General features: G+C 47.7%; 13 protein-coding genes. 10 read left to right on the top strand and 3 right to left on the bottom strand.

The window, feature by feature from the left end; genetic code table 11:
• The first annotated feature begins 18 nt into the window (after positions 1-18).
• From CWM47_RS24615 to CWM47_RS24645, 7 genes are all read left to right on the top strand, one after another.
• Positions 19-1,080, top strand: a complete 1,062-nt coding sequence (locus tag CWM47_RS24615) for an aldo/keto reductase (protein WP_100990864.1) — start codon at positions 19-21, stop codon at positions 1,078-1,080.
• Positions 1,081-1,184: 104 nt separating this feature from the next.
• A complete protein-coding gene (gene gcvH, locus CWM47_RS24620) occupies positions 1,185-1,568 on the top strand; it encodes a glycine cleavage system protein GcvH (RefSeq protein ID WP_100990866.1) in 384 nt (127 codons plus the stop codon).
• Between the two features lie 101 nt (positions 1,569-1,669).
• Entirely contained in the window at positions 1,670-2,983 is a 1,314-nt protein-coding gene (locus tag CWM47_RS24625; protein ID WP_100990868.1) for a dihydroorotase, read from the top strand.
• Complete coding sequence (locus CWM47_RS24630) at positions 2,980-3,546, top strand: DUF4199 domain-containing protein (RefSeq protein WP_100990870.1); 567 nt, start codon at positions 2,980-2,982, stop codon at positions 3,544-3,546. Before CWM47_RS24625 ends, CWM47_RS24630 begins: the two co-directional genes overlap by 4 nt.
• The gene (locus tag CWM47_RS24635) at positions 3,543-4,064 is read left to right on the top strand and encodes a DUF4199 domain-containing protein (protein ID WP_100990872.1); all 522 of its coding nucleotides are present in this window, start codon (positions 3,543-3,545) and stop codon (positions 4,062-4,064) included. Before CWM47_RS24630 ends, CWM47_RS24635 begins: the two co-directional genes overlap by 4 nt.
• A gap of 34 nt (positions 4,065-4,098) precedes the next feature.
• Positions 4,099-4,824, top strand: a complete 726-nt coding sequence (gldF, locus tag CWM47_RS24640; protein WP_100990874.1) for a gliding motility-associated ABC transporter permease subunit GldF — start codon at positions 4,099-4,101, stop codon at positions 4,822-4,824.
• Complete coding sequence (locus CWM47_RS24645) at positions 4,821-5,174, top strand: VanZ family protein (protein WP_100990876.1); 354 nt, start codon at positions 4,821-4,823, stop codon at positions 5,172-5,174. Before gldF ends, CWM47_RS24645 begins: the two co-directional genes overlap by 4 nt.
• 105 nt (positions 5,175-5,279) lie before the next feature.
• Here CWM47_RS24645 and CWM47_RS24650 read toward each other — a convergent pair whose 3' ends face one another.
• Positions 5,280-6,644, bottom strand: a complete 1,365-nt coding sequence (locus CWM47_RS24650; protein WP_100990878.1) for a tetratricopeptide repeat protein — start codon at positions 6,642-6,644, stop codon at positions 5,280-5,282.
• Between the two features lie 324 nt (positions 6,645-6,968).
• On the opposite strand from CWM47_RS24650, the gene gnd reads away from it, so the two are divergent.
• Entirely contained in the window at positions 6,969-7,865 is an 897-nt protein-coding gene (gene gnd / locus CWM47_RS24655) for a phosphogluconate dehydrogenase (NAD(+)-dependent, decarboxylating) (RefSeq protein WP_100990880.1), read from the top strand.
• A gap of 150 nt (positions 7,866-8,015) precedes the next feature.
• Positions 8,016-9,101, top strand: coding sequence for a fatty acid desaturase family protein (locus tag CWM47_RS24660; RefSeq protein ID WP_100990882.1), 1,086 nt, complete (start codon positions 8,016-8,018; stop codon positions 9,099-9,101).
• An 82-nt stretch (positions 9,102-9,183) separates the two neighbouring features.
• On the opposite strand, the gene CWM47_RS24665 is transcribed toward CWM47_RS24660, so the two are convergent.
• Entirely contained in the window at positions 9,184-10,056 is an 873-nt protein-coding gene (locus tag CWM47_RS24665; protein ID WP_240625436.1) for a DNA/RNA non-specific endonuclease, read from the bottom strand.
• A 123-nt stretch (positions 10,057-10,179) separates the two neighbouring features.
• Here CWM47_RS24665 and CWM47_RS24670 point away from each other — a divergent pair, with 123 nt between their 5' ends.
• Positions 10,180-12,213, top strand: a complete 2,034-nt coding sequence (locus CWM47_RS24670; RefSeq protein ID WP_100990885.1) for a hypothetical protein — start codon at positions 10,180-10,182, stop codon at positions 12,211-12,213.
• A gap of 106 nt (positions 12,214-12,319) precedes the next feature.
• Here CWM47_RS24670 and CWM47_RS24675 read toward each other — a convergent pair whose 3' ends face one another.
• Positions 12,320-13,630, bottom strand: coding sequence for a DUF3472 domain-containing protein (locus CWM47_RS24675; protein ID WP_240625438.1), 1,311 nt, complete (start codon positions 13,628-13,630; stop codon positions 12,320-12,322).
• Between the last annotated feature and the right edge of the window lie 10 nt (positions 13,631-13,640).

The following is a 13,640-nucleotide window of genomic DNA, read 5'->3' on the forward strand; positions in this document are numbered from 1 at the left end:
ACAACTAACCAAACTACAATGAACTACAAATCACTCGGCAATACAGGTGTATTGGTATCCGAAATTTGCCTTGGTACCATGACTTTCGGCGGTAACGGCTATTGGAAAGCAATGGGCGAACTCCAGCAAAATGCCGTTAATGATATCGTTAAAACAGCTATCGACAATGGCATAAATTTTATTGATACCGCCAATGTCTATTCATTTGGCGAATCTGAACGCTTGCTTGGTCAGGCACTAAAATCGCTGGGCCTGTCGCGCGATGAACTTGTCATTGCAACCAAAGTACGCGGACGTATGAGCGAAGGTAAAAACCAGGTTGGCTTGGGCCGTCTGCAAATCATGCAGCAACTGGAAGGAAGCCTCAAACGCCTTCAGGTCGACCATGTGGATCTGTATCAAATTCACGGATTTGACCCAATAACACCCCTCGAAGAAACCATGCGCGGGCTGGAAGATGTAGTTCGAAGTGGTAAGGTGCGCTACATTGGTTGCTCAAATCTGGCGGCCTGGCAGGTCATGAAGGCCAATGGCATTGCCGACAAATACGGTTGGACGAAGTTTATTTCGACCCAGAACTATTATTCCATTGCCGGGCGCGACCTCGAAAATGAGCTGGTTCCTATGGTACAGGATCAGCAGATGGGCATCTTGCCCTGGAGCCCGCTGGCGGGTGGTTTCCTGTCGGGTAAGTACACCCGTGATAATAAACCCGAAGGCGACTCGCGCCGACTGGCCTTCGACTTTCCTCCGGTAAATCAGGAACATGCCTACGATATTATCGACACAATGCAAACCATTGCCGAGGCTCACCATGTTTCTGTCGCCCGTATTGCCTTAGCGTGGGTGCTGGCAAAGCCCGGCGTGACGAGTGTAATTATTGGCGCAAAAAATACTGACCAGCTTCTGGACAATATCAAGGCCGTTGACGTAAGCCTGACAACCGAGCAACTTCAACAACTTGACGAGGTTAGCGCCACACCGAAACCCTACCCGCAATGGATGATCCAGCGGCAGAGTGGCGACCGGATGGGCGCCTATAATTTTTCACCTAACCAGTCAGCGGTAGCAGCAAAGTAATCTGGTAGCAGGTAATGTGGCCCGGATATGAACGTCTACGCCACATTACTTGCAAATCCGGCCCCAGCTACCGTATTTTGTGGCCATAAATTAATTCCCCTACAATGAATTTTCCAGCAGAACTAAGCTATACGGAGGATCACGAATGGATTCGGATCGAAGCTGACGGTACCGCCGTGATTGGTATTACTGAATTCGCACAACACGAATTGGGCGATATTATCTTCATCGATGTGGCAACCGTTGGTCAATCGCTTGCCAAAGGTGACGTTTTTGGTGCCGTTGAGGCTGTCAAAACCGTATCAGACTTGTTTTTGCCGATAGAAGGTGAAATTCTGGAACTAAATCCTGCCATCGAAAAATCACCTGAGTTGCTCAACAGCGACCCCTATGGTGAAGGCTGGATTATCCGTCTGAAACCCGCCGATGCATCGCAGCAGGATGGCTTATTAACCGCTGATACATACCAGGAGTTAGTAGGTGCCTGATTACACGTACTTTACATCTGAAGGCTCCGTAAGGGGCCTTTTTTTTAAACAATCATTTTACTTTGGCCCCTTCACTTGAGAAAAGAGTAGGGGACTTACTCATGCAACTCCTAATTCGTTCTGCCCACATTGTTGATGCCGCTTCATCGTTCGATGGGCAGGTGCGTGATATTCTGGTCGAAAATGGCCTGATCCGTCAAATTGGTGAACATCTCTCCGTCGACGCTGCTGTTCGGGTAATAGAAGCCGATAATCTGCATGTTTCCTCTGGTTGGGTCGACATGCGCGTGTCGACACAAGACCCCGGCTATGAGCATAAGGAAGATTTGACGACTGTTTGCCAGGCTGCAACAGCTGGTGGTTTTACAGACATTGCCGTGTTGCCGAACACACAGCCGGTTGTTGATGCCAAAGGGACATTGGGTTATGTTCGGCGCATGGCCGAAGGGCAGCCTGTGAGTGTCCACGTTATTGCGGCCGTAACCAAAAAAGCGATTGGTGAGGATTTTACGGAAATGCTCGACCTGCATCACGGTGGCGCTGTTGCCTTCTCGGATGGAAGCCACCCGCTCCAAAATCCCGATTTACTGCTCAAAACATTACAGTACCTGCAACCCATCAATGGGTTGCTGATGAACCGCCCCGAAGAAATGTTGCTGACCCAATTCGGGCAAATGCACGAGGGTGTTCAAAGCACCCTGCTGGGTCTGAAAGGAATTCCCGCTTTGGCTGAGGAATTGATGGTTGAGCGCGACTTGCGGCTACTGGAGTACGTAACGCGGGTGGAAACCCGCGATTCAATAGAAAATTCAGCAATTACCGAGGTGCCACCTGCTCTTCACTTCTCCACAATCTCCACGGCTCGTTCGGTTGAGCTAATCCGGCAGGCAAAAGCACAGGGAATGCCAATAAGCTGCGACGTAGCGGCTCACCAGCTTGTTTTCGACGATTCGGCACTGGCTGATTTCGACACCAACCTAAAAGTAAATCCGCCTTTTCGGTCAACAGACGATGTAGCTGCTTTGTGGGCGGGTCTGGCCGATGGCACTATCGACGCTATCGTATCCGATCATACACCACAGGACGCCGAAAGCAAAAACCTGGAATTCGATCAGGCCGAATTTGGTATCATTGGCCTCGAAACGGTCTTTGGTAGTACAATAACGCATAACCAGAACCTGACGCTGGCGCAACTTATTGATAAACTCACTGTTCGCCCCCGCCATATTCTGCGCTTGCCAGTAGTAACTATTGCCGAGGGGCAACCCGCCAGCCTGACGTTGTTCGACCCAACTGCTGTTTGGACGTATAATCGGACACTCTCTAAATCCAAAAATTCGCCTTTTCTGGGTAAAACCCTTACGGGTCAAGTTGTTGGCACGGTACACCACGGCCAATTCAATGCTAAATCATGAAAAGTATCATCAACTATTTTAGCCATCCCCTGTTAAAAATCCCGCTTCTGGCCGGACTAACGACGGGTGTTCTTTGCTTTCTGTATTTTCTTGGTCTATACGCCATCGGCGTACCGGCACTTGGGAATATCAGGGTACTCGATTTCGGTATTCACATTATCGTTATGGTCGGAACGGTCTGGTATTACAGAAAATATATTGGCCACGGGCATCTGCATTTATGGGAAGGGTTAACTATTGGGTATGTGCTCAATACGATGGCGGCTTTACTGACAGGATGGCTTGTTTATCTATTTGTTTCATATGTTGACCCCGGTGTTTTTGCCGAATACGTCACAAACTCTAAAAAACTCCTGTTGGAGGGAAAGGCACAAATTACCGATCAGTTTGGTCCCGAAACTTTTGCCCAGCAATGGTCTAAAGTAGTAAACATGGAACCTGGTGTGCTACTCCCCGACGAGCTGACAAAGAAAACGGCTCTGGCTGTGCTTCCGGTTCTCATCATTTCGCTTATCTTCCGCAAGCAGGACTATAGTATCATGCAAGATCCAAACAAACTATGAATGAACAACCCTCTACCGCTCGCACTTCCTTGAAGTGGGGTGCTATTCTCGGCCTGGTGCTAATGCTCATTACGCTGGTCATGTATTTGACCGACCAGACATCGAATCCATTGTTTACCGGCCTGACACTCGGCGCAATGGTGGCTTTTCTAATCCTATCGATGCGTGATTATCGGTCGCTAAACGGCGGCTACATGAGCTATGGTGAAGGCCTGGGTCTGGGTGCCCTGCTCTCCACCATTGCCGGACTTCTGTCGTCGGCGTTTATTACATTTTATAATGTGGTCATTGACCCCACCGTTCAGCAGCGTGCAATGGATAAAGCGCGCGAAAAGTTAGAGGAACAAGGAGTTATGTCCGATGAGCAAATTGATCAGGCGATGGAAATGTCGGCGAAATTTCAGTCGCCGGGCTTCACATTTATCGCCGGGATATTTGGTACCCTGTTCATTGGCTTTCTATTATCATTAATTGTAGCCGCTTTCATACGCCGGAACAAAGCCAATCCGTTTGAGTAAATAGTGTTTCGGTAACCGTAAACCATTCCACCCAGTGCTGGCTATTTTTCGTAAAGAAATCAACCAATTTTTTTCGTCGCTCATTGCCTATATCATTATGGGCGTGTTTCTAACGACGATAGGGCTGTTGCTCTGGGTCTTTCCTGACACAAGTCTACTGGAAAATGGATATGCCGATATGGGGACTTTTTTCAACCTAACGCCCTATGTAATGTTGTTTTTGGTGCCTGCCATCACGATGCGCTCCATTGCCGACGAAATACGGTTGGGCACGCTGGAATGGTTGTTGACAAAACCCGTAAGCAGTTGGGGAGTGGTTGGGGGGAAATTTTTGGCGAGTTGGTTATTGGTCATATTAACACTCCTGCCAACCCTGCTTTATTACGTTAGTCTTTATCAGCTTGGTTCGCCCGTTGGCAACATAGACTCGGCTGGCGTATTTGGTTCGTATATTGGCTTGCTGTTAGTAGCGGGTGTCTTTGTCGCTATTGGTTTGTGGGCCTCGTCACTCAATGATAATCAGGTGGTTGCCTTTGTGTTAGGCGTGTTTATATGTTTTCTGCTTTATGTTGGTCTTAGTGCATTGGCAGGATTGTCAATACCAGGGGGTCTGTCTTATTACCTATCGTTATTTGCCTTGGATGAGCAGTACCGGGCACTTGGCCGGGGTATAATCGACTCTCGAAATGTAATTTATTTACTCAGTCTTATCGTTCTTTTTCTTTTCCTCACAGCCAATAGGCTGAAAGCAACCAAATGAAAATTACTCCAACTTTAGTACGCTGGCTGGCTATTGCCTGGACGGTCATTATGCTGATTGGCTGTCTGACGCCCCATTCTGATTTACCGGATGATTTGTTGACGTTAAACGATAAAGGGCAGCACGTTTCCATATTTGCTCTTTTTGCTTTGCTTTGGCGGCTAGCCGGTTATAAGTCGGGCACAGTGATCATTATGGGGGTGCTTTTTGGCGCACTTATCGAAGTCCTTCAATATATTTTACCCATCAACCGCAGCGCCGACTGGCTCGACCTCGCTGCCGACGCTATTGGTGTAGCGATAGGTGTATTATTAGCTTTGGTCCCTGGAATCCGTAGAGTAGTTGATTAGTTATTAGTGAATTGGTTAAATAGTGAAGTGGTTAAATAGTGGAGTTGCTGATAGTCGACCAACCACTCCACCATTTAACCACTTCACTAATAACTAATGAACAACTTACCGCGAAGCTGTTGGTCGCTGAATGTTGTTACAGCGCGTAGTAATGATCTTATAGGCCGGGGAGTAGCCCAGTTCACCAGCCCGGCTCAAATCAATACAGGCTGCCGACTCATCGCCTGAATCGTATCGAATAATGCCACGCAGGTAGTAAGCTTCGGCATGCCGTGGATTCAATTTGATTGTGCTGTTACAATCAATCAACGAGCCTTTCTGATCGCCCAGTGATGAACGAACCATGCCCCGAATGAAATAGGCTTCCGGGTTGGTTGGGTTTAACTCAACAGCCCGGTTAAGATCCTGCAAAGCTACCCGATTGTCGCCGGTTGAGTTCTTGAGTACACCCCGTACCAGATAAGCGTCAGCACGATCGTCCGACAATTCGGTTGATTTGTACCGGTCCTGAACAATTGAGCCTAGTAATTGCAATGTGCTGGATGTAATGAAATCACTGTAATAGGCTTTGGTTGTTGTGGGTGTACCGCCAATCTCAATGGCTTTGTCGAGATCGGCAACCGCCTGTTTGGAATTACCCAACCGGCTCTTACAAAAGCCCCGGCTAAACAATGCTTTTGTATGTGTCGGGTTAAGGGCTACGGTTTTGTCGAAGTCAACCAGCGCATTTTCAAACTCGCCCAGGCGGGACTTTACTAGCCCACGGCGGTAGTAAAGCTCGGCATCATCTTTGGTCAATTCAATGGCCCGGTTGAAATCGACAATTGCTGCTTTATAGTCTTCCAGTTTAAACCTGGCGTAACCACGACCTGCAATCGCCTGTGTTTTGTTTGGTGCTTTTTCGAGACATAGACCATAATCAGCCAAAGCTCCTTTGTAATCACTCAGTTGCATTTTGCAGTTACCTTTAGCTGTCAAAATATTCGGGTCTGTTGGCGCAATGGCGGCCGCTTTATTAAAATCGGAGAGTGCGGTGGTCGCATAGTTCATTTGTAGACGACAAAGTCCGCGTTGGTAATATAATAGAGCATCGTTGGGATTTAGCTCGATTGCCCGGTTAAAATCCTGCATGGCACCCCGGAAGTCTTCCTGACGGGTTCGATTCAATCCACGGTATAAATAAGCATTAGCATCTGCGGGGTTAAGTTCAATGGCCAGGTCAAGGTCCAGATTCGCACCCTGAATATCGTTAAGGCTAATTTTCGCTAAGGCCCGGTTATAATAGCTTGGGGCGTTTTCGGGATTTAAAATAATAGCCGTTGTAAAAGCCTGTAAGGCTCCTGGAAAATCTTTGGTTGAACTTTTTTGGATGCCTTCATTGAAGTAATCAGCGGCTGTTTGCTGAGCTATTGACAAATGGGTTAACAAACAAAACGTACTAAGGAAAAGAGGTAAAAGCAATTTTTTCATGCTACTTATTTTAGGCTAGTTATGAGGTGAGACAACTACGGTAAAAGTATATTTATTATTCTGTAAGTGTATGGGCTTAGTCGCGCAAATGGCGATTTAACGAGTAATTATTTAATTTTTTGTTGCATATAAAGAAATGAAAGTTACTGTAATGTTTATTAGTAAAACAAATTCCTTAGCTACTTTAGTTAATAGTTACTTGGGAGTGTTCTTTAAAAGAATGGTAGGCCCATTCGTAGCATAGGCTTAATTAAATTCTAACAGCCAAGTGGCAGGGGGTTCGCAAAAAAATCGCCAATTTGACCGCTCAAATCATTGATTGTTATGCATATTGGATTTATTGGTTTAGGAAAGATGGGGTTCAACCTCGTCGGTAACCTGGTAAAACATGGCCATACTGTTGTTGGCTACGATATTAACGAAGCACTAGTTGAGGCCATTAAAGGCGAGGGAGCACAGGGTGCAACTACCCTACAAGACCTGTATAATGCCTTACCTGAAAAACGGGTTCTATGGCTGATGATTCCGGCTGGGCCACTGGTTGATAACGTTATCGAGCAACTATTAGCGGTTATGCAAGCTGGCGACGTCGTTATCGACGGGGGTAATTCTCATTATAAAGACTCTCTCAGGCGTCATGAATACCTCAAAGAGAAAGGTATTGGTTTTTTGGATTGTGGTACCAGCGGAGGAATCAGCGGTGCCCTGAATGGGGCCTGTACGATGGTTGGGGGCGATGCCGATGTAATTGAACCGCTTCATGGTGTGTTCCGCAATATATCAGTTGAAGACGGATATCTCTATACCGGGCCAGCAGGTAGTGGTCACTTTACCAAAATGGTGCATAACGGCATTGAATATGGCATGATGCAGTCCATTGCCGAAGGGTTTGAAGTACTGGAGAAAAGTCAGTTTCCATTCGACTTCGAAGCGGTTGCGAAAATGTGGGGTCATGGCTCCGTTATTCGTGGCTGGCTAATGGAACTAACCGAAAATGCGTTCAGTAAAGACCCGAAACTAGATGCGATTAAAGGGCGTATGTTCTCTTCTGGTGAAGGCCGGTGGACACTCGAAACGGCCCTCGATCTGGGCGTGCCAACTCCCGTTATTGCGCTGTCGCTGCTAACCCGTTATCGCTCCCTGCAAGACGATACATTCACGGGCAAAGTAGTAGCCGCGCTGCGGAATGAGTTTGGCGGCCATGCCGTTGAAAAAAAATAATTTTATTCTAACGAAAAATAATTCAATTCAAATCCTTTATTTTCGTTACTTCCATAGACAGGTTCAGGCAGTTTCGATTGTCGTCCAGAGCGAGATTTAAACTGCCTGAATTTCTTTTCATCTAAAATTCTATAACCACCGTACGCATACATGAAGGTACTGAGCACCCTCCAGGACCCCACCTTTACGGGGCGTGATTATAACGGGCTTGACCGTTTTTTCCTTCACTACATTAAAGATGAGCGTGATTTACCCTTCATTTATCTCACATTAAGAATCAGCTTTACCCTTATTCCGCTCAGCATTTTGCTGTTCATGCCGTTTCTAACGGGCTGGGCCTGGGGGGCGGTAGCCGTTCTACATTTCTGCTTCAGTAATTTTGGTGTCAAGGGGCCATTCGGGCTTATGCTTCACTGTACAAGCCATCGGCCGTTTTTCAAGCCTGAGTACAACTGGATGAATTATTATTTACCCTGGGTGCTGGCGCCTTTTTTTGGTCATACACCCGAAACGTACTTTAGTCACCATATCGGGATGCACCATCCCGAAAATAATCTGGATGATGATGATAGTAGTACGATGACGTTTCAGCGAGATAGTTATCGCAGTTTTCTGGCCTATTTTGGTCGGTTCTTTGTTGTGGGTGTTCGGAATTTGCTGACCTACCTGCGTCGGAAAAATCGCTCCAAACTAGCTACTCGTGCTATGACAGGCGAGCTGGTCTTTGGAGCAGTTTGTATCGCTCTCTGTTTTGTAAGCTGGCCTGCAACCGTGTTGGTTTTCTTGTTCCCCCTTTTCATCTATCGCTTTATTGCCATGCTTGGCAACTGGACACAGCATTCGTTTGTCGACAGTGAAGATCCTGGTAATGCTTATAAAAACAGTATTACCTGTGTTAATGTGAAGTATAATAAAAAGTGCTGGAACGATGGTTACCACATTAGTCACCACGTTCGACCTGCTATGCACTGGACAGAACATCCAACATTTTTTCTGAAAACGATTGATAAATATGCTCAAAACCAGGCTATCGTGTTTGACGGTCTGGACTTCGGGCAGGTTTTCTTCCTGTTAATGCGTAAGAAGTATGATGTGCTGGCTCAGCACATGATCAATATAAACGGCACTTTTGCCAATGATAGCGAGGCTATTGCGCTCCTGCGTCGTCGTACTCAGCGTATTCCGGTAAAGCCAGAAAAGCCTGTGATATCGAAGGTGTCTGTTGCAGTAGCCTAAGATTACGTACACACTAAAGCCGCCCCGGAAATAGAAACGTTTCTATTTCCGGGGCGGCTTTAGTGTGTACAAATGGTCAGAATTAACTATTATCGCCATCAATGCGCTTTTCAATAATACGCTGGATGTCAACTGGAACGTTTGATAAGAAATCAAAACCGGTAAGATTTTCCAGATCATCAACGCTTGTTAAGTAAGCGCGCCAGGGTTTATCTGAAGCGGATTGGTTGTTCGGGATGTTTACGGCTATGATTCGGGTGTTTTCTGTAACTTGAAAGGTATTATCGCTACCCGTTGGAATCACCACCAGAATTTTCCAAAGTGTAGCCGGAACGGTCAATTTCCCATTGGCCAGTGACGTTGCGTAGCCATTCTGTCCAGTACCTCCCGTTCCACTCGCTCCCGCCAAAATGTAAACATCATTGCCGTTACTCATTAACTGTCGTGCGTACTCTTCCAAATATTTCCAGACCTCGCGGTTGTGACGTGGCGCTTGTGGCACGATGTTGGTTAGGAGAAACGTAGCGGCATTATCGGCCGGTGTTGCGTCCCGGTCGTCGGAAGGGCAAAGGTGCCCCCGGTCGAAGCCCGTATTGGTATAATCGGAGGGGCGGGCGGCATACCAACCCGAAGGAAGGGAAGCGTCGGGACGGAAATCGTTGGTGCGTTTGCTGTCCCCTTTCCAGTCAGCACTCAGATGCCAGCTTACCCAGTTGGCAATACCCCGGCTGCGACTATAGGAAACTGTATATTGAGGGCGGGTGATGAGGTAATTTTCTGGGTTGCTGGTCGACGCCTGGCTCGGATTGCCAAGGGCGAGGTTGTCTGTCCGACTAAGTAAAGAGGTCTGGCTACCGCTGGTTGGTGATGACGGCCGCACCGAAAGACAGCCATTGAGCAACATGCCCAGACCAATTGCGAAAACAATACTTTTGAGTTGATTGCGACCTTGCATTGATTTTACTGACATTGTTGCGGAACTTTGGCAAACCATAAATGTAAGGATTCTGTAGTCAGCTTGTCATTGAAACTGAGTATAGAACCACGTTAACCTAAAATAGACGAGTTATCTGCTGTTATGGCCAAGAAAAAACAATCTTCAGGTATTGAGAATCCCCGTCCGGTCCCGGAAAGGCCTGCCGGTTCTAAACCTGCTTTACCTACCGCAACTGGAAATAGTCGCCCGGCTACGAACCGTCCGGCCGAATCACAACGACCTCCGGTACGTCCCGTGGCACCCAAGCCCACGAGTGTATCGACTGAAGCGGACTTGCCGATTAGCAAACGGCCCGTCGAATGGTGGCCACCTGTTGTTTTGGCACTACTCGGTTTTGTTTTGTATGTCAATACGTTTGGTCACCAATATGCTCTGGATGACATTGCGGCTGTTGGCCAAAATCTGTTTGTGAAAAAAGGCATCGCTGGTATTCCCGACCTGCTCCGCACCGAATTCTGGCATTTTAGTAATATCTCGCTGGGCTATTATCGGCCTTTGTCACTTATTACGTTTGCGCTGGAGCAGGAGTATTTTAAAGATAACCCGAACATCAGCCACATGATCAACGCCGGTCTCTATGCGTTAACAGGGCTGGTGATAGGCATACTGCTTCAAAAATGGCTGACCAACCAGACCATTACCGCGTTTTTAATTGGCCTGGTTTTCATGGCGCACCCCCTTCATACTGAAATCGTTGCTAACATTAAAGGCCGTGACGAAATCCTGAGCTTCCTGTTTATTGCGCTGATGCTGTTGTCGTATTGGCGGTATCTGGAAACCAAACACTGGGGCTGGACTATAGGGGCCTGCGTATGGCTTTACCTGGCGTTTCTGTCCAAAGAATCATCCATTGTTAGCCTTGGTTTGATTCCGGCCATGCAGTATTGGTTTGCCCGCCGGAATGTGTGGCAGTCCATGATTAGTCTATGGCCATTTTTAATCGTGGCAGCCCTGTTTTTCTATCAGAAGCAAAAGATGATTGGAACCCTGAGTGGCACGCCACCCATCGACTGGGCTAACTATCCGTATGCGATTGAGAAGACGCAAAAGTCGACCATGTTCAAGTTTCTGGAATATTATATCCGGTTGCTGATTTTGCCTCACCCATTGGTTTACGATTACTCGTACAACGTAATACCGTCGGGAGGCAAAGGCGATTGGCTGACCTGGGCTGGCTTCTTCACCTTGCTGGGCTTACTCTGGCTGGGCTGGAAAGGCTTTGTGAAGCGCACTCTTTGGGGCTTTGGTATATTCTGGTTCTTCGTCACGATGGCACCCGGCCTGGGCTTTATCTGGATTCGGGGCGGTATTTTCGCCGAACGTTTTTCGTATGCCGCCGTTATGGGCTTTGGCTTTGTGCTGATCTGGGCACTCCAGAAGTTTCTGGTACGCAAACCTGTTGAGTCGGGTGAGACAACTACCAAATCCGCTTTGGTTCGGTATGCCCCCTTGCTTGGGTTAATGGCTGTGGTAATTGGCTTGTATTCGTTCAAAACGGTGGAGCGCAACCGCGACTGGGAAAACAATTTTGTGCTCTTTAATTCGGCTTTGCCCTATGCACCCAATAGCTGCCAGGTACAGCGGCATGTAGCCAACGAGTGGATTGAGAAGGGTGTAAAAGACCGCGCTAAAGCCGATTCAATTGCTACTGCCACGAACGCCATCAAGCCAAAACCATCGCCTGAGCAAATCAAAAAAGCGCAGGCGCTGATTGATACCAGTATCGCACAAGCCAATAAACACGGCCGTTGGGCAATCGACCACCTACAGGAGTCAACCCGAATCTATCCTAACTTTGGCGAAGCCTACTTCTCGATGGCCTATGTGTTCCAGAAAATCACGCCGAACGTCGACTCTGCCAAGTATTATTACAAGCAGACGATCAGGGCTGCTAATGCCTATGCACCAGCTTATAATAACCTTGGCGTAATTTATCAGGGTGAAGGACTAGCGCAAAACAACCGCCAGAAACTGGAACTGGCTTCGTATTACTATAACCGTTCGATGGTTGTAAATCCTGCCTACGTAGACGGTCAGAACAACCGCGCTAACCTGATGAAAGCAACGGGTATAGATACGAAATTTCTGCCTGACTCAATCATTAATAAGTATTGATCCCATCCAAACCTATAAGGTCTTTGAGACCTTATAGGTTTATATAAAAAGCCTGTTTCTGATTCAGAAACGGGCTTTATTAGTACTGGCTGATACATCAGAAAACCTAGGGAAGCTGGTCAATATTTATCGTTGGCGGCTGATGTTGAGCTGGTCTTGTAAAATCCGTTTTGAGGGGCGTATAGGCGTCGAAGAAGCCGCAGTTGCGCAGGAAAAAGCATTTATTCTTACTAAGCCCACCGGCAAAATCCATTCGGTACGACTTTCGGGCCGTATTGTCACCCGTGAACTGCGCTTTAGTAATCTCCTGCCAATTTCCCTCTTTGCTTCTGACCCACTGATTCGAGAATTCTACCTCACGTGATACATTTCCCGTTTCGGGGGTGAAGTTTTCCAGAAAGGAATAGAGTGAGGTTAAATAGGTTGTCGTTTTGGGTCGCTTAAAGCTGGCGATCAACTGCCAGCCAGCACCGTCGGGAGGCATAAAATAAGCCGTATAGGTCGTATAGTCGCCCACATCGGGGTGGCCATGTATCAGAAATTTATAAGTCCGGCCAGCCACCCAGTTGTAGCGCAGGTAGCTTTGGCCACCGGAGCCTTCGTTACCGAACTCATTTGTGACCACGTTGGCGCCCTTGCGGTTCAGGCGAATTTTCTGGTCAGATGGAATCTGACTGGGAGTATCGGTCTGAAACGGACTCCAGACCGAAAACAGGATTCGACGTTCGGTAGGCGAATTGACCTGCATCCCGAAATAACCTTCCCCAAAGCCGGTCGCCATATAATACGACCCAGCAACATCATTACCTTTCGGTACTGTCACTTCGTTATAAAACCATTCGGCATCAAAACCGTCGGGGATTGGGTAATTCAAGTGAACAGACGGCCCACGCCTGCCCCAATGGAAAAAGTCGCCATCGTTGTTCCGAACAAAGGCTGTGTGCTCGTCTACGGTCGTACCACTGATGCCAAAATCAGTTATATCGGCATAGGTAGTACCTGTTTTGCTGACACCCTGTAAAACCAGTTTTACATAGCCCGCTTTAGGAATAGACCACTGGCCTAATGAGCAGTCCGTAAACCTGCTGCCCTGAACATCTATTTCTTTGGATTTTCCCAACACTGTAATGCGTATACGGCTCCTGCCTGTTGGTACACGCAGGTTGACGGACAGAAGCAGGGTACCTGTTCGGGCAAACCGCACGTAAGTCTCAACGGTACTGGTCGGGCTGGCCCAGTTTGTCAACCCGTCTTCCGAAATAAGGTCGGGGGAGTCGGCCAGGTTTTTTGCCCAGCTATTGCCCCCGAGGGGTACGCGTATTACGTTAGGTTCATGAACGGCAGACGTACCAGCAGGCATACCGAACAGTTGGGAAACTGTCAGGAATAAATAGAAGAAAAATAGCCGGTTGATCACAGGTATAGAC

It is taken from the genome of Spirosoma pollinicola (genome assembly GCF_002831565.1).
GTDB classification, from domain to species: Bacteria; Bacteroidota; Bacteroidia; order Cytophagales; family Spirosomataceae; genus Spirosoma; species Spirosoma pollinicola.

Excerpts from the sequence above, each read along its gene's own strand:
- CWM47_RS24615 (WP_100990864.1), top strand. The coding sequence starts at position 19 with ATGAACTACAAATCACTCGGCAATACAGGTGTATTGGTATCCGAAATT.
- gcvH (WP_100990866.1), top strand. The coding sequence starts at position 1,185 with ATGAATTTTCCAGCAGAACTAAGCTATACGGAGGATCACGAATGGATT.
- CWM47_RS24625 (WP_100990868.1), top strand. The coding sequence starts at position 1,670 with ATGCAACTCCTAATTCGTTCTGCCCACATTGTTGATGCCGCTTCATCG.
- CWM47_RS24630 (WP_100990870.1), top strand. The coding sequence starts at position 2,980 with ATGAAAAGTATCATCAACTATTTTAGCCATCCCCTGTTAAAAATCCCG.
- CWM47_RS24635 (WP_100990872.1), top strand. The coding sequence starts at position 3,543 with ATGAATGAACAACCCTCTACCGCTCGCACTTCCTTGAAGTGGGGTGCT.
- CWM47_RS24645 (WP_100990876.1), top strand. The coding sequence starts at position 4,821 with ATGAAAATTACTCCAACTTTAGTACGCTGGCTGGCTATTGCCTGGACG.
- CWM47_RS24650 (WP_100990878.1), bottom strand. The coding sequence starts at position 6,644 with ATGAAAAAATTGCTTTTACCTCTTTTCCTTAGTACGTTTTGTTTGTTA.
- gnd (WP_100990880.1), top strand. The coding sequence starts at position 6,969 with ATGCATATTGGATTTATTGGTTTAGGAAAGATGGGGTTCAACCTCGTC.
- CWM47_RS24660 (WP_100990882.1), top strand. The coding sequence starts at position 8,016 with ATGAAGGTACTGAGCACCCTCCAGGACCCCACCTTTACGGGGCGTGAT.
- CWM47_RS24665 (WP_240625436.1), bottom strand. The coding sequence starts at position 10,056 with ATGCAAGGTCGCAATCAACTCAAAAGTATTGTTTTCGCAATTGGTCTG.
- CWM47_RS24670 (WP_100990885.1), top strand. The coding sequence starts at position 10,180 with ATGGCCAAGAAAAAACAATCTTCAGGTATTGAGAATCCCCGTCCGGTC.